The following is a 19,501-nucleotide window of genomic DNA, read 5'->3' on the forward strand; positions in this document are numbered from 1 at the left end:
CGTGAAGAAGAATGCCGCCTGGGTGGTATCGGTTCCGCATTGCGTCGCGATGTCGCCAAGCATAACGACGCCGACGATGCCGAAGCTGCACAAGAACATCGAGCTGATGGACATCGCAACGACCGAGCGCATCGCCTTCTTCTTGTAGTCAATGCCGCCTGTCTCTGACATCTTTTCTCCTTTCGTTTGCGCTCCCCTAGCGACATGCCCGTCCGAGCGAAGCGGAGGGCTCTTTAGCCTTGATTGTTCTCTCCGGAAGGACCTGGCGCATTGTTCGCAAAGACAGGAACGGACGCCCGATTTGTCGCAGTGGAATAAACGCCCGCGCAGCGCAGAGGCAACTAGCGCCCGATTCTTAGATAAGAACACTTGTACGTATGAGTGGCAGGGTGTACACTGTCTCGAACAGAGGTTCGCATCCGAGGGGAGGCTTCGTGGACACCCTTGATAAGCTTGGCATCCTTGCCGAGGCGGCAAAGTACGACGCCGCATGCACGTCCTCTGGGTCAATCCGCGGGCCCCGCAAGGGCAAGATTGGCGTCGCAACGCCCGCCGGGTGCTGCCACTCCTTCACGCCGGACGGCCGCTGCGTCACGCTGCTCAAGGTGCTCATGAGCAATGCCTGCACCTACGATTGCGCCTACTGCGTCAACCGCCGCTCCGCGTCATGCAAGCGGGCAACCTTCACCCCGCGCGAGCTTGCGGAGCTCACCGTCGACTTCTATAAGCGCAACTACATCGAGGGGCTCTTTCTCTCGTCCGGCGTCCTCGGCACCCCAGACGAGACGTCAGAGCGCATGATAGAGTGCCTCAAGATCTTGCGAGAAGAGCTGCGCTTCAATGGCTACGTGCATGCCAAGGTGATCCCTGGCACCTCTCCCGAGCTCATCGACCAGCTGGGGCACCTAGCCGACCGCCTGTCCTCAAACCTCGAGCTGCCAAGCTCCGGTTCGCTCACGCTGCTCTGCCCCGACAAAGACGCCAAGTCGGTCACAAGACCCATGTCGCAGATCTTCCATACGCGCGAGCAAGAGGCGCTTGCGCTCTCGGACGGAAAGACGCGCGGTCGCGCGCGGCTCTCGGCTGCCGCCCCTAAGGGCAAGGGAGGAAAGAGGCTGCCAGATGCCGACAATGCCAGCAAGCGCGTGCTTGCAAGCGCAAACGCCCAAGTCGAGTGCGCTCCCCCGCCCTTGTACGCCAACGGCTCTCGTCTCACGCTTCGGCAGAACCCCGGCATCTCTCCCAGCAAGCGCCGCTTTGCGCCAGCCGGGCAGTCAACGCAGATCATCATCGGCGCCACGCCCGAGGACGACAACCGCATCCTGACGCTCTCAAACGCGCTCTACCAACGTTTCGACCTCAAGCGCGTGTTCTTCTCCGCTTACATCCCCATGATGGACGACGAGCGCCTTCCAGAGGTTGGAACGCCGGTTCCCCTGCGTCGCGAGCATCGCCTTTACCAAGCTGACTGGCTCATGCGCTACTACGCGTTCAAGCCGGACGAGCTGGCAACGCCAGAAGAGCCTTGGCTCGACCTTGACATAGACCCAAAGCTCGCCTGGGCGCTCAGGCACATTGACCTCTTCCCCGTCGAGGTCATGGACGCTCCGCTCGAGCTGCTCTTGCGCGTGCCCGGCGTAGGGCCGGTAGGCGCGCGGCGCATTGTTGCCGCCCGCACGCGCGCAAGGCTCACCTTCGAAGACCTCAAGCGCATGCGCGTAACGCTCAAGCGCGCTCGCTACTTCCTAAGCTGCTCGGGGCAGCGCGACCCATCGTGCCCGCTTGATGAGGGGCTCATCCGGCAGAGGGTGGTGAGCGATGCCAAGCAAAGCGCCTATAACAAAGCGAGAAGGCGCGCTGAGCAGCCAGAGCAGCTCACCTTGTTCTAGACAGATCACTCAGCTCAGGCAGGCTCTTGAGAGGCAAGGGCAGGCGGCGCTTCTGACGCAGCCCTCCTTGGAGGGGGTGCTCTCGGCCGTAGGCGTAACCTATCTTGCGCACGCCGATCCCGCGCGCGTACGCCTTGCGCGGCAAGACTGCTTCCAGCCCATGCTGGGAGAAGAGGCCGTCGACATGGGCCCCGCCATAGACGACGGCGCCCTTGGGCTTGCCCAGCGCGTGCTCAAGGGCGCAAAAGCCCATGGCGCATCCACCTATCACCTCATGCTGGCATGCGCGGCAGATGACGAGTCAATGCCCGAGGTAGTGCATCGCTACCTGCGGTTGGCCTTCGCACGCGGAAAGGAAGTCCGCTGGCTCGTCTCTGACCCCACGGTGGTCGCGTTCACCGACCTTGCGCGGCGCGTCTCGGGCGAGGTGGAGCACACCAAGCAGTTCGTGCGCTTCTCGCATCTGTCGGATGGCTCGTGGGCGGCAACGTTTAGCCCAAAAGACAACACCATCCCGCTGACGGCTGGCCATTTCGTGCGACGCATGACAGAGGAGCGATTCTGCATCATCGATCCTCGCCATCACGTCGCTGCGTTTCACAGGGAGAAGAGCAAGCAATCCACGCTGGTCACACTCGACGATGAGCTTGCCGAGCAGCTTTCAGGCAGAAACGACCTCGCAGACGACGAGCGCTATGTCCGCGCCATGTGGAAGCGGGTCTACGACGGTCTTTCCTTTGAGGGGCGCGGCATCGAGGGGCGCGGCTACGACCTCAGAATGCACTTCATGCCAAAGCGATTCTGGGAAGGCCTTCCCGAGCTCGACCCGAGCACAGACAATCCCGGCACCTATGTGCCCGAGCGCTATAGAAATGAGGGCGCCAACAGAAGCCGTGGCGACAACGCGGCAGGCCAGGCCGCGGGCAGAAAGCGGGGCATGATCGAATGACGGAGCGTCAGTCCGCCTCAGCAGCCCCTAGCCAAGACCTTCGCCAACAAAAAAGAGAGGCTCCTACAGGAGCCTCTCTTGCATACAAGCCGTTATGACCAGTGGCGAAGCGGAGCCTAGTCAAGGTCGCCAAAGTCGCTCGCAGAGCCGTTCGGCGTGGGAGACGCTACCTTGGGCTGCTGCGCGGAGACGTTCACGGAAGAAGAGGACGAAGACGCCATAGAGCCAGAGCCATTGAGCGAGGAGGAAAGCGTCTGCTGCGGGAACACGGCGTCAGCATCATCCATAAAGTGCTGCAAAAGCTTCTTGTACTCTGAACGGAAGTCCTCGCGGGACTGCTTCAGGCGATCGATCTCGTCCAGCTCGTTCTGCTTCTCGGCAAGCGCCTGACGAATGACCTCGCGGGCCTTCTGCTCGGCCTCGGAGCGAATCTGCTCGGCGTTGTCACGCGCATCGGCAACCATCTTGTCGGCGCTCTGCTGGGCAACGATGAGAACCTGAGAGATCTGGTGCTCGGTAGGAATCATGCTGTCGGACTGGGCAACGGGCGCAGGCGCCGGTGCGGGCGTGACCTCGACGTTCTCGTACGACGCGGCGTTGCTCACCTGCTCCTGAAGGTTTGCGACCTGAGCCTGCGCGGCGGCAAGCTGCTGCTCAGAGTTGTTCAGGCGGCCCTTAAGGTCTGCAATCTTCTGAAGCATGGCGTCGACCTCACTGGAGAGCTGCTCCAGAAACGCGTCAACCTCCTCGGTGTCATAGCCGTGCTTGGAGGGAGAGAAGGTCTGCTGCTCGATATCTGCTGGTGTGATTGCCATCTTTTTCCCTTTCGCTATCTCTTTCAGACGCCGCCTGAAGCGGGTCATCACATCGAACAAGTATAGCCCTTTGGGCATGATACCCGATATGCGGCAAATGCATCTACATGCAACTTCATTAACGAAACGCGCAACCAAAAACTTGCTGTAAGGACTCGTTGCGCATATCCGAGCCCCAGGCGCTACACCAAGATCATCAGAATAAGTCGTTCAACCAGCTCCAGCGCAAGAATCGCCACGATGGGCGAGAAGTCGATGCCGCCAAGCGGCGGGATGAACCTTCTGAAGATGCTCAGCCAAGGCTCGACGAGCCTTCCGATGGCATAACGAAAGTCATCGACGATGCCCGCTCCGCGAGGAATCCAGCTGAGGATGCACCACACAATAATCAAGATGTTGTAAATCCTGAACAGGTTAACCACAAGGTTGGCAAGCTGATACATCAACGCTCCTACTGCTTGTCGGATGGGGAAGCCAGCTGGCGCGTGCGCTCAAGAGCTGCATCGACGCCGTCGCAGGCACACTTGAACATGCCGCACTCCATGGCGCGAAGACCAGCGGCGGTGGTGCCACCCGGCGAGGTGACCTTCTCCATATAGGCGCGAGGGTTCTCGCCAGAGCGCAGGAGCTGCTCGGCCACGCCGCGCATGGTGGAGAGCACCATCTGCCGGCACGCAGCGGCAGGAAGGCCGTGCTCGACGCCCGCGCGCGTCAGGTCGTCTACGAGCAGCGCCACGTAGGCGGGGCCACAGCCCACGACGGCTCCCTCGGCATCAAGCTGGTCCTCGCGAAGCACGGACGCCGTGCCAAGCGCTGAGAAGATCTCCACGGCCAGGTCGAGGTCCTCTTTTGTAGAGCAGGTGCCCGCGCACACCGCCGTGGCGCCAGAGAGCACCTGGACGGGAAGGTTAGGCATGGCGCGAATGACCCTCGACTCGGGAAGGCAAGACTCGAGAGAGGCAATGGCGACGCCCGCGGCAATTGAGATGACGAGCCTGCCGGAAAGCCCCTCCCTCTGCGCGGAGAGGACGTCGGGAAGAATCTGGGGCTTCACCGCAAGGACGACGACGTCGGGCTGCTGCATGAGCATCTCGTTGTTGTCCTGGAAGGTGCGGATGCCGAGCTTGGCAAGCGGCTCGAGACGCCCCGCAGACGGATTAGAGACGAGCACGTTGGCCGCATCGGCTGCGCCGGAAGCGACAAGGCCCGAAGCGATGGCGGAGCCCATGGAGCCAGCGCCGATGACGCCGACCGTGGCATTGATGAGTTGTCCCATGAGCTACCTCTCCAGGTCGCCGTCATTGACGAGCTTGTCAATGTCGGTCTGAGAGAGCTGGATGCCCTTGGGGAGCACGGCGAACACGCGGTCGCCGAGCGCCTGGACCTCGCCGCCGATGCCAAAGGACAGGCCGTAGCAGAAGTCGAGGATGCGCTTTGCGGTCTCGATGTTGGTCCCCTTGAAGATCAGGATGACGGGCTGGTTGGTGCGCACGCGGCGCACGACGGACTGCACGTCTTCGTAGGAGACCGGGCGCAGAACGTATGCAGGGAGCTGACCAGACGTCACGCGCGAGGACGTCTTGGGCTCGCTGGCCGTAGGCGTGCCCACGCTGGTGGAGTAGGACGCGTCGTAGGTTGGCGCCGTGTACGAAGAGCCCGACGAGGGCTGTCCATAAGAGGAGCTTGAGGGCGTGTAACCGCCGCTATACCCATCGTCCTGCCAGCCGGACTGAGAGGCGCGCGAGGGCATGTCCTGCCCGCGGTCATAGTCGCTGCCTCCATTTTGCGACACGGGGCGACCGGAGCGCGTATAGACCGAAACGCTCTCCGCCTCGGGTCGCGAGGTGTTGCCCAGGAGCTTGGTGGCGCTGCTGGTAGGACGAGGCTGGCCGTAGCCGCGGTCGCGCGGGGCGTCTTGGTCGTCGTATTCGTCGTCGTAATATTCGTCGTCATCGTAGTAGTCGTCGTCTCGGTGCAAACGATTCTTGATGTTATCGAGGAAACCCATGATGCCCTCATTCCTCCGCGCGGGCGCCTGAGCCCCCGCTTGCCATAAAGTCCGTCTAACGCGTTACCGGTGCATAGTTGGGATCGAAGACCGTCCTGCCAAGTCGAACGATCGTGGACCCCTCTTCAATTGCGATGGGGAAATCGTCGCTCATGCCGCAGGAAAGCACGTCCAAAGAAAGCCCGCTCCTTGTTGCCAGCTCGTCTCGAAGCTCGCGAAGGCCAGAGAACGACCTTCTCGCCGCATCGGGATCTGCCGCCGGAGCCATGTTCATAAGACCGCGGATGCGCATGCCTGGAAGCGCGGCCATGGCCTCGATTGACTGGCGGGCCTCCTCCGGCGAGAAGCCAGACTTGGACTGCTCCCCCAGTATGTTGACCTCGACGAGCACGTCACTCACAACGCCCTTCATCACAGAGCGCTTTGAGACCGCCTCGGCAAGGTGCATGGATGAGATGGAGTGAATCAGCGTGACGTTTCCGACAACCTCCTTTACCTTGTTGGTCTGGAGGTGGCCGATCATGTCAAAGCGCACGCCGGCCATCTCTGGGTGGGCGGCCACGCCGTCAAGCTTGCGCACAAGCTCCTGAGGGCGGTTCTCGCCAAACGCGCGATATCCGGCCTTCCAAGCAAGCGCGACAGCGTCGACGTCCACCGTCTTGGACACCGCGAGAAGCTCAATCTCTTTGGCGTCACGACCGGCGCGGCGCGCCGCCTCGTCGATCGCCTGAAGAATCTGCCGTCTGCGCGAGGAGAGAAACGCGAAATACTCCTCCGCATTCTCGCTATCCAAAACAAACCCCCAATCCTGCGCGCACGTTCGCGCGCCTAAAGCATTGCAGCTATCGCGCCATGGCGGCCACACGAGCCGCCGGAGGCGCGGTAGGAAAAGAACCTGTCTGTCGCCGAGGCCGTCGATGCGTCGACGCAAGAGACCTGCTCGCGCGAGACGCCTGCCTCGGCAAGAGCATCCATGACCGCAGCGCCAAGGTCGAGGTGACGCGGCGAGACGAGCACATGGCTGCCAAATGCGTCCGAAAAGCGCACGGCGAGCTCTTCCGAGACCTCGTAGTCGGCGCCGCCAATGTGCGGCCCCACGTAGGCGAGAAGCTCGGAGGGGCCACAGCCGACCTCGTCCATGAGCGTGCGAGCGGCCTTGGCCGAGATCTTGGCTATCGTCCCCCGCCACCCGGAGTGCGCGACGGCAAATCCTCCCGGCGCCACGATGATTACGGGAACGCAGTCAGCAAAGCACAGAAGCACGGGCACGCGCCTTGCCGTCACCACGACGGCATCGGCTCCGGAGCGAGCCGAGCGCTGCGCGGCGGCCACGCTCGCATCGTCGCCTGCCCTCACGACGACCACGTTGTCGCCATGGACCTGCTTGGGGTTCACGAGCCTTTGCTCGAGGCCCTCTGCCCCGATTGCGGCAAGCGCGCGGCGGCGATTCTCGGCAACGGCGGCAGGGTCGTCGCCGCATGCGTCGCCTAGGTTGAGCGACGAATAGCCACCTGAAGAGACGCCTCCCTCTCGCTCCGTAAAGGCGAGGGTGACCCCATCGGGAACCGACTGGTCTCCGATCAGGGTCACTCCGCGCGAGACGTATCGTGTGAGCGAGGGGCTGGTCATGGCTCTAGATGCGGCTGTGCTTCAGGAAGTCCGGGATGTCGAACTCCTTGTTGTCGTTGGACGAGCCGGAAGAGGGGCGAGAGGCGGCCGCGGGCGGATTGTTGTAGCTGCGCTGCTGGGAGCGAGAAGAGCCCTTCGAAGAGCTCGGGCGCGAGGCCGGAGTGATGGTGGGCAGCGGCTGCTGGATGTTGGAGTCGCTGAAGCCCGTGGCGATGACCGTCACGCGAACCTGGTCGCCCAAAGACTCGTCGACGACGGTGCCGAAGATGATGTTTGCCTCGGGGTCGACGTTCTTTGCCACGAGGTCGGCGGCGTCGTTGATCTCCTGGATGCCGAGGTCCTTGTTGCCGGCGATGGAGAGCAGGACGCGCGTCGCGCCCTCGGGCGAGGTCTCGAGCAGCGGGCTGGAGATGGCCTCGGCGGCCGCGTCGGTGGCGCGGGAGTCACCGGAGGCGGTGCCGATGCCCATCATGGCCGTGCCGGCGCCCTTCATGATGGTGCAGACGTCTGCGAAGTCGAGGTTGATGAGGCCGGGGACGGTGATGAGGTCTGTGATGCCCTGGGTGCCCTGGCACAGCACGTCGTCTGCCATGCGGAAGGCCTCGAGCATCGTGGTCTTCTTCTCGGAGAGGTCGAGCAGTCGGTCGTTCGGGATGACGATGAGCGTGTCGACGTTCTCGGAAAGGTTCTTGATGCCCTCGGCAGCCGAGCCTGCGCGCTTGCGGCCTTCGAAGGTGAACGGCTTGGTGACGACGCCGACGGTCAGCGCGCCCACGTCGTTCTTGGCGATGTCAGCGACGATGGGGGCTGCCCCGGTGCCGGTGCCGCCGCCCTCGCCTGCGGTGATGAAGACCATGTCGGAGCCGGCAAGAGCCTGCTTGATTTCGTCGCGGCTCTCCTCGGCAGCCTCCTGGCCAACCTCGGGGTTGGCGCCAGCGCCAAGGCCCTTCGTGATGTCGGTGCCGATGTGCACCTTGATGTCCGCATCAGAGATGGCAAGAGCCTGGGCATCAGTGTTGATGGCGACGAACTCGACGCCGCGGATGCCCTCCTCAATCATGCGGTTGACTGCGTTCGTGCCGCCGCCGCCGACGCCGACGACCTTAATCACGGCGAGATAGTTGCTGGGGACCTCGGTGTCCTTCATCGTTTCCTCCTCGTTGGCTGGGCCCCTTTGGCCCCATAGCCATCTTTTCTGTGGCGCACTGCTGCTTCGTCTCTTACGGTCCAACTAAAACTGCCCGCAGAGTCGCTGGTAGAAACCCTAAACCTCAAGTTAAACCAGATGGCTGTTGCAAAGCAGCGTATATTTGCACAACCCAACCCCGTTCGTCAACAATTTTGTGCAAATGGTGAAAACCCCTGCTAGATACCTATTTTTTAGGCGGCAAAAAGTTTCAAGTATTAGTTGAATGTACCCATTCCCAAGACCTTCGCGCAGGGCCTTTCGGAGGACGTCAATTCTCCAGAAGTTGAGGCTTTACTCGGTGCTCCCAGAGGCTGAGGTTGAGTCTGTCGAGGAGTCGCTCGTGGTGCTTGAGTCGGTCGTGGACGTCTCCGAGTCAGACGTGCTCGAGCTGTCCGACGTGTCAGACGAGCTCGAGTCCGTGGTTGAGGTGGAGCTCGTGTCCGAGCTCGTAGTCGAGCTGTCCGTCGTGTCGGAGGTCGTGCTGGTGTCAGAGGTGCTCGACGAGTCGGTCGATGTCGTCCCTCCGAGGGCGCCAGAACCGGACGTCACGTTGGTGGAGTCAATCTTTCTGTACGAGGGGTTCGACGGCACGCGGACGTTGATGTAGGTGATTTGCCCAGAGTACTCGGAGATGAGCTCCTCGATGACGGTCTCTTTCGCCGAGATGTTCGTTGGCGAGCCGAGCGAGACTTCAATCCCGCTGGAGAGCACGCACGAGATGCTGTCGACGCTCGTCGCCTCAAAGCTCACGATCTGGGAGGCAAAGTCGGAGGAGAAGCCGTCGAGGTACTCGTCTACCGCAGCAATCACGTCATCCGTCGCGGTCGCTCCTGCCACGGGGTTCACCGTAGAGGGCACGCCGGTGATGAGGATGGCACCCACCGACGAGGCCATCTCAAGCGCCGCGTCGTCAGTCGATTGGCCGTCAGAGACCTCGATCTGGGCCGGCTCGATCCAAATGTTGCCCTCCCCCAAATACCATGCAACAGAGCGCGAGCTCATGACAACGACGGCGGAAACCTTGCGCTCGTTTATCGTGATCTTGAGCGTGTTGGGGAACTCTCGCGTGATGGTAACCGACTCGACCCAAGGATTCTTCTTGAGGCTGTTGCTAATCGCTTCCTCGTCAACGTTGAGAAGCGTCGTTCCTTCCTCTATCTTTGCCAGGTTCTGGATGTCCTCCACGCTCACGTGCTCGGAGGGCTCCGTCTCTATGGTGGTGATCTCGAAGACAGAGGTGTTTCTCAGGATGAGATAGGCGATTAGGCCAATCACGGCCACAACGACCACCACGGCAAGCACGCGGCCAACGATGTTGACGAGCCCCTCGGTCTTTACCTGTCTGGCGCGCGCTTGCCTGGCCTCGCGACCGCTCTGGGGGCGAGTCACAGGCGCGCTCGCGCGATTGGACTTGTTGTCAAGAAACGCAGGGCGCGTGCCGCCGCCCTTGCGAGAAGAGCCGTCTTGTGCGACCGGCCGCGCCTGCTTGCTCGCTGTGCCGCGTCCTCGCGCCGCGCTGGCAACGCTCTGCCGCTTGGGCAGCTCCAGCGACGACGAGCGCTTCTGGCGCTGGGGTCGAGAGCTTTTCCTCGTTGCGGAGGAAGACATCTTCAGCGTTGAGGCTGAGCGGCTTGACGAGGAGGTCGAGCCGCGCCTGGTAGCGCGCGTGTCCTTACGCGGCGTGGGCTTTCTGCTCTGGTCGCTTGCCACAAATCCCCCTACGCACCGAATCCAAGAAGCTTTACCTCGGGCTGAAGATCAACGCCGTACTTCTCCTGCACACAGCTATGGATGTGGGTCATCACCGCAATGACGTCGTTTGCGGACGCTCCCCCATCGTTGATGATGAAGTTGGCATGCGTGCCAGAAACGACGGCGCCACCCTGGCGATAGCCCTTGAGGCCGCAGCCCTCGATCATGAGGGCGACAGAGCGGTCGCCGGGGTTCTTGAAGACCGAACCGCAGGACGGCTTGCCCATGGGCTGGGTGCTCCTGCGGCGACGGATGCGCTCCTCGATGTCGGCAGAAATCTTGGCGTGGTCTCCGGGCTTGAGCGCGAGCGTTACCTCAAGAATGATCTCGTTGGTGGGAAGCGACGTCGTTCGGTAGCCCCACTCGACCTGCGAGGCGGGATAGCGCACGAGCCCCATTCCAGGGCGGAGGCACACGACGTCCTGCACGACCTCGCTGATCCACTCGTGGCGCGTGCCGGCGTTCATGCTGATTGCGCCTCCGACCGTGCCGGGAACGCCGGCAAGCGGCTCAAGGCCCGAAAGAGACCGCCTCATGGCCTCGGTCACGACCTTTATCAGGGCCATGCCGGCGCCCACGCAGACCGTGCCATCGTCTGCGAAGTTCATGCGCGAGAACTCGCGGCCGAGCACGATCACGCATCCCCCATACCCACGGTCGGACACCAGCACGTTGGACCCTCGCCCCAAGATGACCCATTCGACGCGCTCTTCTCGCAGAACCTCAAGCGTCTTGAGCAGGGCCTCATAGGTGTGCGGGCACACGAGAAGCGCCGCTGGACCGCCAATTCGATAGGTGGTGCGACGAGAGAGGCGCTCGTTTCTGACAACGTCCGCCTCGATTGCCCCCGAAAGGCTCATGTATGCGTTATAGACGCCCATCACTTGCTCTCCGAACCGCTCTTCTCGTCGCGCTCATGCATGGCCTCGATGAACAGGGGGCCAATCTGGGTGACGTCGCCCGCGCCCTGGGTGATCAGCAAGTCGCCAGGCTGCACGGTGTTGCAGAGGTTCTCGATAAGCTCGCGGCGATTGGGGACGTACTTGACGTCGGGCACGACGCCCGCAGACTTGACCTCGTTGTAGACGGTCTTGCCCGAGATGCCGGGGATGGGCATCTCGCCGGCCGAAAAGACGTCCATGACGCGAAGGACGTCCACATTGTCAAAGGCGTGGGCAAACTGTGACGCCAGCGCCTTGGTGCGGCTGTAGCGGTGCGGCTGGAAGACGCAGACGATGCGCTTGAAGCCAAGCTCTGAGGCGGCCTGCTGCGTGGCGGCGATCTCGGTGGGGTGATGACCGTAGTCGTCCACGACCGTGACGCCGTCGACGTCTCCCACGTGGGTGAAGCGACGGCGGGCGCCCTTGAACTCGGAGAGCTCGCGCGCTGCGTCTTCCACGTTGGCGCCGAGGACATCCGCCACGGCAATGGCGGCGGTGGCGTTCAGCATGTTGTGGCGTCCGGGATTGGACTTGATAGTGACAGGCACGCTCTTGCCAGAAGGGAGCTTCACGTCGAAGCTCATGGCAAGCGAGTGAGGGGTCTCTTTGGGGCGCGGCACGCAGACGTAGTCGTTGTCCTCGTTGAAGCCGTAGGTGACCACGTGGCGGCCCGTAGAGTGGGCAAGCTCGACAAAGTGGGGGTTGTCGCCCATGACCACGACGGTGCCCTCAGGTCCCACGAGGCTCATGAACTTGCAGAAGGCCTTCTCGATGTTCTCGAGGCTGCCATAGTGGTCGAGGTGGTCGGCCTCGATGTTGGTGATCACGACGACGTCGGGGTCAAGGTAGAGGAAGGAGCCGTCGGACTCGTCGGCCTCGCAGACGAAGTACTTTCCCTCGCCGTTCTTGCCGTTGGTGTCATAGCCCTCGACGACGCCGCCAATCAGGAAGGACGGGTCCCAGCCAAGGCGGTCGAGCATCGTCGCAATCATGGAGGACGTGGTGGTCTTCCCATGCGTGCCGGCAACGGCCACGGTCACGCGATCGAGCGAGAGGTAGCTGAGCATCTTGGCTCGCGGCCAGATGGGAATGCCTAGCTCGCGCGCACGGACGACCTCGGGATTTGTCTCGGGGATGGCACTTGAGGTGACGACGACGTCGGGCGAAACGTTGTCGATAGTTGCCGCGGAGTGACCGATGGCGACCTCTATTCCGGCATCCACAAGCTCGCGCACGTAGTGGGAGTTCTTGAGGTCAGATCCCGTGACGGTGCAGCCACGAGAGTTGAGCACAAGTGCGATGCCGCTCATGCCAGCGCCGCCGATTCCGATGAAGTGGACCTTGGAAATTCTCTGGTCAGAGGTGGTATCAGCCATGTGAGAAGCCCCTTTGCTGAAGTTGAGACCCCGACGCGGCCGCGTCGGGGGAACCTATCATCTAGCCTATCTACTCTAGCCGAAAATGCCTGCCTTCCTACTCGCGGAGGGCAGGCAACACGGACTTAGCAGCAATAAAAGAGCTGAGCGCCGGCAATGGCGTGCTAGGAGCGAGAGCCTGCTGCGCGCTCTACCTCGTCTGCCAGCGCCGCTGCAGCCCGAGCCTGCCCCAGGCCGCGCGCGGCCTGGCGCATGCGCTGACGCTTCTCGCCGTCCTGAAGAAGCTCCAGAAGCCCCTCGCCAAAGGCGGGGCCGTCGAGCTTGTCGTCAGGCACAAGGACCGCCGCGCCAGCGTCCACCAAGAAGTGCGCGTTGGTTGTCTGGTGGTCTGCCGTCGCCAGCGGGTAGGGAACGAGCACGCTCGGGACGGCAAGGGCCGCGATCTCGGCAATCGAGGACGCGCCGGCGCGGGAAAGCACCAAATCAGATGCGGCGAGCGCCTCCCCCATGTTCGAGATGTAGGGCACGACCTGCCAGCGCTTCCTCTCTTGGTCAGAGAGCGCCAGCTCGTCCACGACGTCGTCGTAGAGCTCCTTGCCCGTCGAATGCACCACATAGACGTCTGGGAGCGCCAAGATCTTGTCCTTGAGCGCAGCCACGGCGTCGTTCACGTGCTTGGCGCCAAGGCTTCCGCCAAAGACGAGAAGCATCGTTGCGTCGTCGGGAATTGAGAACGCAGAGCGACCGGCCTCGCGAGAGGCGCCAAGGACGCTCCTTCTCACGGGATTTCCGGTGACTACGATGGCAGAGTCGGCAGCCTTGCCCTCGAAGGCGCTCTTTGCCTGCGGCAACGCGATACAGACGCGACTGGCATGGGAGGCAAGCGTGCGGTTGGCAAGACCGGCGACGGAGTTCTGCTCGTGGAGCACGTAGGGCACCTTGCGGTGGCGGCACGAGTCCATCAGCGGAAGCTCGACATAGGCGCCAAAGCCAACCGCCACGTCGGGCACGCCGAGCTTGTCAAACGTGCCCTCAATAACGGAGCGGGCGTGATGCTCGCGCACGAGGGCCGAGACGAGCGTCCATGGCCGCGACCGATCAAAACCAGTCACGACGATGGGCGTGAAGTCAAATCCAGCCTGCGGGACAAGCGTTCCCTCAAGCTTTGCCGTCTGCCCAAAGAAGCGCACGTGATGGCCGCGCGCGCTGAGCTCCTCGGCAAGAGCGAGCGCAGGGTTGATGTGGCCAGCCGTACCTCCAGCGGCAATCGCAACCTCGAGCTTCCTATCTGTCACGCCTGTCTCCCCTTCCGTTGTTCCTAGTGCTGCGGCGACTTGACGAGCTGCTCCCCCGCAGGCGCTCGGTTGCGCTTGGCCCGAGGTCTATGCGCTCGCGCCTGCCTGCAGACGTCGAGCTCCGAGCAGAGCGACCGGAGCGGCTTGATCCAGATCTCGACGCGCCTCCGCTCACGACCCTGAAGCTGCGCCTTCTCTCGCTGTCGTCATCAGACCGGCTGCGGTCTCTGGCGGAATCATCAGGAAGCGACCTGCGGCCTCTGGGCGTGCCGGCGCTGCCGTAGTAGTCGGCGGAGCCATGCGAATAGCGAGAGGAGCGCGGGGTCGGCGTGCCGACAAACGAGCCGTCGATGTCAGGCTCCCCCGACTCGTCGCCGCGCGCCATCTGCCAGCTTCTCCTGCTTCTCTCATAGTCGGTTTCCGGCAGGCTCGACGAGCGCGAGACGGACACGAGCATGCCCACAATCATGACGCACGAGATGATCGTGGAGCCGCCGTACGAGAGGAACGGGATGGGCTTGCCCGAGAGCGGGATTATGCCGAGCACGCCGCAGACGTTGACAAGCAGCTGGACGATGATGAGCGACGTGCAGCCCGCGGCGATGAGCCTGCCGCACATGTCGGGCGCATACCGCGCGATGCGGAACCCCGCCCAGGCAAAGATGCCGAAGCCGACGAGCACGCCGAGCGTTCCCACAAGGCCGCACTCCTCGCCAATCACGGCGTAGATGAAGTCGTTGTAGGCCATGGGGAGGTAGGAGTACTTCTGGCGGCTCATGCCGATGCCGACGCCAAAAAGCCCTCCCGACCCAAAGGCATAGAAGCCCTGGATGAGCTGGTAGCCCGATCCATAGGGGTCTTCCCAGGGATCGAGCATCGTAAGGATGCGCTGGCGCGAGTAGTCGTCCTTGAGCGACATGACGACTACGCCCACTGCGCCCAAGACGAGAATCCCGATCACAAGCCTGCGGTCCATGCCCGCAAGGTATGCCATAACGAGGAGCGAGATGGCGATGATGATCGTGGAGCCCTTGTCGGGCTGGACCAAGATCATGACCAGCGGCACGCCGACAAAGACGCCGAGCCTCTTCGCGAACGTTGCTCCGTCCAGCTCGTGTCTGTCGTAGTACTGCGACGCAAGGTTGGCTGCCATGAGCACGACCGTTATCTTGGCAAACTCGGAGGGCTGCAAAGTGAAGGGCCCGATCGAGATCCAGCGAGATGCGCCATAGGCATCCTGACCCGCGATTGGGGAAAACACGACGGCCAAAAGCACGAGGGTGATTGCGTAGAGGGTATAGATCAGGCGCTGCGACCACAGGTGATAGTCCTGCGACCCAATGATGAATGCGAGGACAATGCCGGCGATGGCGAAAAAGACCTGGCGCTTGAGGTAGTAGGCGGGGTCGTAGTTGGTGCTGGACGAGCTCATCGCCGTTATCGAGGAGGCCGAATAGATCATGACGAAGCCAAAGCACATGAGGGCGGCCGCAACAACGATCAGAATGATGCGCGGCTTCATGAAACGCGCCGGAACGCCCAATATTTCACGGTCGACGTCTTCCTCGCGTCTAGAACGGTCGCGGGACGCACGCCTGGCCGAGCGGCCTGACCTGCCCGAACGGCTGCGCGTTGTGCTGCGCTCAAACGAGTTCGAGCGGGCACGACTGGTAGAGCCACTCCTCCCAAGAGCAGCTGCACCCTCCCCTATGCCGTCATAGTAGTTCCTCACGCACGTACCTTTCCTGCGCTCACCCGCTCGGCGACCAGCTTCTTAAAGAGCTCGCCGCGCTCCTCCATGTTGTGGAACTCGTCAAACGACGAGCATGCCGGCGAGAGAAGAACGACGTCTCCCTCGTGGGCGCGCTCGCAGGCCTCTGAGAAGGCCTCGCGCATGTGCGGCGCGCGCACGACCTCGAGGCTCGTTGAGTGCGTGCGGCCAATCTCCTTCTCGAGCGCCTGGGCAATGCGCTCGCCAGCCTCTCCGTAGCAGACCGCCACGCGGCAATGCGACACGACGGAGCGCGCCAGCGAGCCAAGCTCGGTGCCCTTGTCGTGGCCGCCCAAAAGCAGGTCGACCGTGCCAGCCGGAAACGCGGTCAGGGCCTTCTCGACCGCATCGGTGTTGGTGGCCTTGGAATCGTTCACGAAGCGCACGCCGCCCACCTCGCCGCAGGGCTCGATGCGGTGCTCGAGCGCCGAGAAGGCGAGAAGCGCCTGGCGAACCTTGCTGGCGTCGACGCCAAGCTCAAGGCCGATGGCGGAGGCAACGAGCGCGTTCTCCACGTTGTGCTCGCCCTTGATGGGCAGCTCGTCGACGAAGACCAAGGCGGTGTCGTGACCGTCTAGGCGCACCACGAGCTTGCCGTTATGCGTAAACGCGGCGCAGGGCGTGCCGGGGTCCTTGTCAACGTCAACATGGCACACGCGAAGTCCGCGCTGCTCGAGGCGAGACGCGATGGCGCGGCACCAGGCGTCTCCGTCATAGACGATGGCGAGGTCAGAGGGCGTCAGGTTTGCAAAGAGCTTCTCCTTGGCGGCGGCGTAGGCCTCCATGGAGCCGTGCCACTCAATGTGGTCGGGCGTGACGTTCATGATGGCGGCCACGCGCGGATGGAGCTTGCTTGTGGTTGCAAGCTGGAAGCTCGAGAGCTCGCCCACGAACCAAGAGCTCTCGGGGCGCCCGGCCAGGCGACTCGTGATGATGGTGCCGATGTTGCCTACAGCCTCGGCGTCCATGCCGCCCGCGCGCAGAATCTGCGTGGCGAGCGTGGTCGTCGTGGTCTTGCCGTTGGTTCCGGTGATGCCCACCCAGTTGCTCGGGCTCTCGCGATAGGCGAACTCGGGCTCCCCGACCACGTCAGCGGCGTGCTCTTTGGCCGCGCGGAAGAACGCCGAAGGCTCGGGGATGCCCGGAGAGACGATCGCCAGGTCGTAGGAGCCCTCGATCTGCTCGGTTCCCAAGACGCAGCGCACGCCAAGGGCCTCGAGCTCGCGGGTGACGTCGCCCTCGTGAGAGGACTTCCCGCCATAGAGCGTAATCGAGCTCACCCGCGGCCTTCCAACCGCAGCAAGGTAGCGGCACACGGCGGCTCCGGTGCCACCGATTCCCAAGACGCAGACGTCGCCGAGCTGAGGCAGCGCGCTCTTCTCGTCACGAGCAGACATGAGATACGCCTCCCTTAGGCAAGCTGGAAGTACAGGGCAAATCCAAGGGCCGCGAACGCGGCGGAGACGATCCAGAAGCGGATGACGACCTTCGTCTCGCTCCAGCCCTTCTTCTCAAAGTGGTGGTGCAGCGGCGCCATGAGGAAGACGCGCTTTCCCGTCGCCTTGAAGCTGATCACCTGAATGATGACCGAGAGGGCCTCGATGATGAAGATGCCGCCCATCACAAGAGAGCAGATCTCGGTGCGGGTGAGAACCGCGAGCGCCGCAAAGGCAGCGCCCATGGCAAGAGACCCCGTGTCGCCCATGAAGATGCTCGCGGGATAGCTGTTGTACCAGAGGAACCCCACGCAGGCACCCGAGATGGACGCGGCGAAGATGGCGAGGTTGACCTCGTCATAGCTGAAGGCGACCATGGCCATCATGAGCATGACCACGAGCACGCAGCCGCCGGCAAGGCCGTCCAGGCCATCGGTCAGGTTGACGGAGTTGGACATGCCCGCCATAAGCAGAAAGACAAAGAGGACGTAGAGCCAGGGGACGCGGATGTTCGTCTCGCCTATGTGGAAGTCGGTCGTGAGCACGCCCAAGTCAATCGAGCCACCACCCGGGAAGCGGATGGCGGGGTCGATGTTGCAGATGTTGACCGCGCAGAGGCAGAAGACGACCGAGATCAAGATCAGGCCGATCATCTTCTGCGAGGGCGTAAGTCCGAGCGAGCGATGGTGGGCGACTGACTCGATGTCGTCCAGAAGGCCGAGCGAGCCGGTGACCAGCGTGGCAAGCACGGCCAAGATCAAATCAGAGGTCCAGTCCGCGAGAAGGGCGCAGGTCAAGACCACAGAAAGCAGGATGATGACGCCGCCCATCGTAGGCGTGCCCTGCTTGATGAGGTGACGCTGCGGGCCGTCAGCGCGAATCTGCTGGCCGACCCCCTCGTGCTTCATGAGCCTGATGAAAAACGGCATGATGATGGCGCAGATGAGCGCCGAGATGCCTACGGCAAGAAACACCTGGTAGGTTGGGTAGGCGGGATTTCCGATCATCGAGCAAGCACTCCCCTCGCAAATGCGTCCAAGCCAGCTGAACGCGATGCCTTCACCAGAACAAGGTCGCCCTTTTGGAACGCGGGGGCAAGTGCCTCGGTTGCGGCCTCAACTGTCGGGAACATGTTGATGGCGTCCTCGGAGGCGCCCATCGTGCGGGCGGCCTCGGCCATCTGGGCTGCCATGTCAGTGCCAATGAAGGCGAGCATGTCGAGCCCCTTGGCTGCGGCATAGGCGCCCACGTAGCCGTGAAGGCGCTCTGCCTCGTCGCCGAGCTCTCCCATCTCGCCCAGCACAGCCACGCGGCGCCCATCTGCGGCCATCTCAGAGAGAACATCGAGCGCGGCGCCCATCGAGCTAGGGCTCGCGTTGTAGGAATCGTCAATCACACGTACGCCAGACGCTGAGGTCTGGACGTCCAGGCGCATGCTCGTTGCCTGCATCTTCTCCATGGCGCTGCAGGCGTCGTCGCGGTCAAGGCCAAGCGCGTCGACCACGGCCAAGGCAAGCAGGAAGTCTGGGACGGCCTGCTTGCCCCGCACGGAAAGCGCTACGTGGCGGCTCCAGCCGTCAGGCATCGAGACCGTAAGCTCGGCCGTGCCCTCAGGCGTCACCGTGACGTCGGACGCACGGACGGCGTCGGTCGCGGCGGATCCGACGAGCTCGGTCGAGATCCCCGCAGGCTTCGCAAAGCCGTCAACTATGAACTGCGTGTAGTCGTTTGCGCTGGTAAGAACCAGAAGAGGCTTCACCCCGCAAGACTCGACCATGCCCGTGACGATCTCGGCCTTTGCGCGCGCGATGTTCTCGCGGGAGCCGAGAAGGCCGATATGGCTCGTGCCCACGTTCGTGATAACGGCAAGCGTCGGCGCGCAGCAGGCAGCAAGGCGGTCGATCTCGTGGGGATGGTTCATGCCCAGCTCGCAGACGAGCACCTCGGCGTCATCGGGCGCGCTCAGCACCGTAAGCGGAAGGCCGATCAAGTTGTTGAAGTTCCCCTCAGTGGCGTGAACGCGCTTGCCCGACGCGATGCCAGCGCGCAGGAACTCCTTCGTGGTGGTCTTGCCGACCGAGCCCGTGACCCCTACGACGAGCCACTTTGGATGGCGGCTCCTCCACTCGTGGGCAAGCCGGAGCAAGAACTCCGTGCAGTCGTCGCGCTGGGCACGCACGACGGCGCAGCCCTTCTCCCGAGCGAGACCCAAGACTCCCTCGGCTGGTTCCGCAGAGAGCACGACGCAGCTCGCGCCAGCGTTGATTGCATTGGCGGCAAACGCGTTGCCGTCGACCTTCTCGCCAGGGAACGCCACGAAGACGTCTCCCTTCCCGACAGAGCGAGAGTCAATGGTAACGGACCCGCTCACAGAAACGCCGGCACCCTCGAGGATGCTGGCGCCTGTGACGAGCGCAAGGTCCTGGACCGAAATCCGAATCAAAGTTCCTC

Annotated in this window: 17 protein-coding genes; 2 read left to right on the plus strand and 15 right to left on the minus strand. The window is 62.9% G+C overall.

Annotation, left to right across the window (positions count from 1 at the left end; translation table 11 throughout):
- The first annotated feature begins 434 nt into the window (after positions 1–434).
- Entirely contained in the window at positions 435–1,889 is a 1,455-nt protein-coding gene (locus ACOYJL_RS09445) for a putative DNA modification/repair radical SAM protein (RefSeq protein WP_433569980.1), read from the plus strand.
- A 67-nt stretch (positions 1,890–1,956) separates the two neighbouring features.
- Positions 1,957–2,838, plus strand: coding sequence for a TIGR03915 family putative DNA repair protein (locus ACOYJL_RS09450; RefSeq protein WP_433569981.1), 882 nt, complete (start codon positions 1,957–1,959; stop codon positions 2,836–2,838).
- A gap of 116 nt (positions 2,839–2,954) precedes the next feature.
- Here the strand turns inward: ACOYJL_RS09450 and ACOYJL_RS09455 are convergent, their stop codons facing one another.
- The 15 genes from ACOYJL_RS09455 to ACOYJL_RS09525 form a co-directional block, all read right to left on the minus strand.
- Positions 2,955–3,653 carry a DivIVA domain-containing protein gene (locus ACOYJL_RS09455; RefSeq protein WP_433569982.1) on the minus strand — a complete coding sequence of 233 codons (699 nt, stop codon included), beginning with the start codon at positions 3,651–3,653 and terminating at the stop codon, positions 2,955–2,957.
- 182 nt (positions 3,654–3,835) lie between these two features.
- Positions 3,836–4,096: a YggT family protein gene (locus tag ACOYJL_RS09460; protein WP_433569983.1), complete on the minus strand. Its 261-nt coding sequence runs from the start codon at positions 4,094–4,096 to the stop codon at positions 3,836–3,838.
- Between the two features lie 8 nt (positions 4,097–4,104).
- Positions 4,105–4,929, minus strand: coding sequence for a pyrroline-5-carboxylate reductase (gene proC, locus ACOYJL_RS09465; protein ID WP_433569984.1), 825 nt, complete (start codon positions 4,927–4,929; stop codon positions 4,105–4,107).
- A 3-nt stretch (positions 4,930–4,932) separates the two neighbouring features.
- Positions 4,933–5,661, minus strand: coding sequence for a cell division protein SepF (locus ACOYJL_RS09470; protein WP_433569985.1), 729 nt, complete (start codon positions 5,659–5,661; stop codon positions 4,933–4,935).
- Between the two features lie 55 nt (positions 5,662–5,716).
- A complete protein-coding gene (locus ACOYJL_RS09475; RefSeq protein ID WP_433569986.1) occupies positions 5,717–6,454 on the minus strand; it encodes a YggS family pyridoxal phosphate-dependent enzyme in 738 nt (245 codons plus the stop codon).
- A 35-nt stretch (positions 6,455–6,489) separates the two neighbouring features.
- Positions 6,490–7,290, minus strand: coding sequence for a polyphenol oxidase family protein (locus tag ACOYJL_RS09480; protein WP_433569987.1), 801 nt, complete (start codon positions 7,288–7,290; stop codon positions 6,490–6,492).
- Between the two features lie 4 nt (positions 7,291–7,294).
- On the minus strand, positions 7,295–8,437 hold the full coding sequence (gene ftsZ / locus ACOYJL_RS09485; RefSeq protein ID WP_433569988.1) for a cell division protein FtsZ: 1,143 nt from the start codon (positions 8,435–8,437) through the stop codon (positions 7,295–7,297).
- A 333-nt stretch (positions 8,438–8,770) separates the two neighbouring features.
- Positions 8,771–10,189 (minus strand): cell division protein FtsQ/DivIB, encoded by a 1,419-nt coding sequence (locus tag ACOYJL_RS09490; RefSeq protein WP_433569989.1) that lies wholly within the window; start codon positions 10,187–10,189, stop codon positions 8,771–8,773.
- A gap of 8 nt (positions 10,190–10,197) precedes the next feature.
- Positions 10,198–11,112: a UDP-N-acetylmuramate dehydrogenase gene (gene murB / locus ACOYJL_RS09495; RefSeq protein ID WP_433569990.1), complete on the minus strand. Its 915-nt coding sequence runs from the start codon at positions 11,110–11,112 to the stop codon at positions 10,198–10,200.
- Positions 11,112–12,548: a UDP-N-acetylmuramate--L-alanine ligase gene (murC, locus tag ACOYJL_RS09500; protein ID WP_433569991.1), complete on the minus strand. Its 1,437-nt coding sequence runs from the start codon at positions 12,546–12,548 to the stop codon at positions 11,112–11,114. Before murC ends, murB begins: the two co-directional genes overlap by 1 nt.
- 164 nt (positions 12,549–12,712) lie before the next feature.
- On the minus strand, positions 12,713–13,843 hold the full coding sequence (locus tag ACOYJL_RS09505) for a UDP-N-acetylglucosamine--N-acetylmuramyl-(pentapeptide) pyrophosphoryl-undecaprenol N-acetylglucosamine transferase (RefSeq protein ID WP_433569992.1): 1,131 nt from the start codon (positions 13,841–13,843) through the stop codon (positions 12,713–12,715).
- Positions 13,833–15,365, minus strand: coding sequence for a putative lipid II flippase FtsW (ftsW, locus tag ACOYJL_RS09510; protein WP_433569993.1), 1,533 nt, complete (start codon positions 15,363–15,365; stop codon positions 13,833–13,835). The genes ACOYJL_RS09505 and ftsW overlap by 11 nt, the downstream gene beginning before the upstream one ends.
- Before the next feature lie 206 nt (positions 15,366–15,571).
- Positions 15,572–17,011, minus strand: a complete 1,440-nt coding sequence (gene murD / locus ACOYJL_RS09515; protein ID WP_433569994.1) for a UDP-N-acetylmuramoyl-L-alanine--D-glutamate ligase — start codon at positions 17,009–17,011, stop codon at positions 15,572–15,574.
- 14 nt (positions 17,012–17,025) lie between these two features.
- The gene (gene mraY, locus ACOYJL_RS09520) at positions 17,026–18,057 is read right to left on the minus strand and encodes a phospho-N-acetylmuramoyl-pentapeptide-transferase (RefSeq protein WP_433569995.1); all 1,032 of its coding nucleotides are present in this window, start codon (positions 18,055–18,057) and stop codon (positions 17,026–17,028) included.
- A complete protein-coding gene (locus tag ACOYJL_RS09525) occupies positions 18,054–19,493 on the minus strand; it encodes a UDP-N-acetylmuramoyl-tripeptide--D-alanyl-D-alanine ligase (protein WP_433569996.1) in 1,440 nt (479 codons plus the stop codon). Before ACOYJL_RS09525 ends, mraY begins: the two co-directional genes overlap by 4 nt.
- Positions 19,494–19,501: the final 8 nt, after the last annotated feature.

Source organism: Tractidigestivibacter sp. (assembly GCF_050946515.1).
In the GTDB taxonomy this organism is placed as follows: domain Bacteria; phylum Actinomycetota; class Coriobacteriia; order Coriobacteriales; family Atopobiaceae; genus Tractidigestivibacter.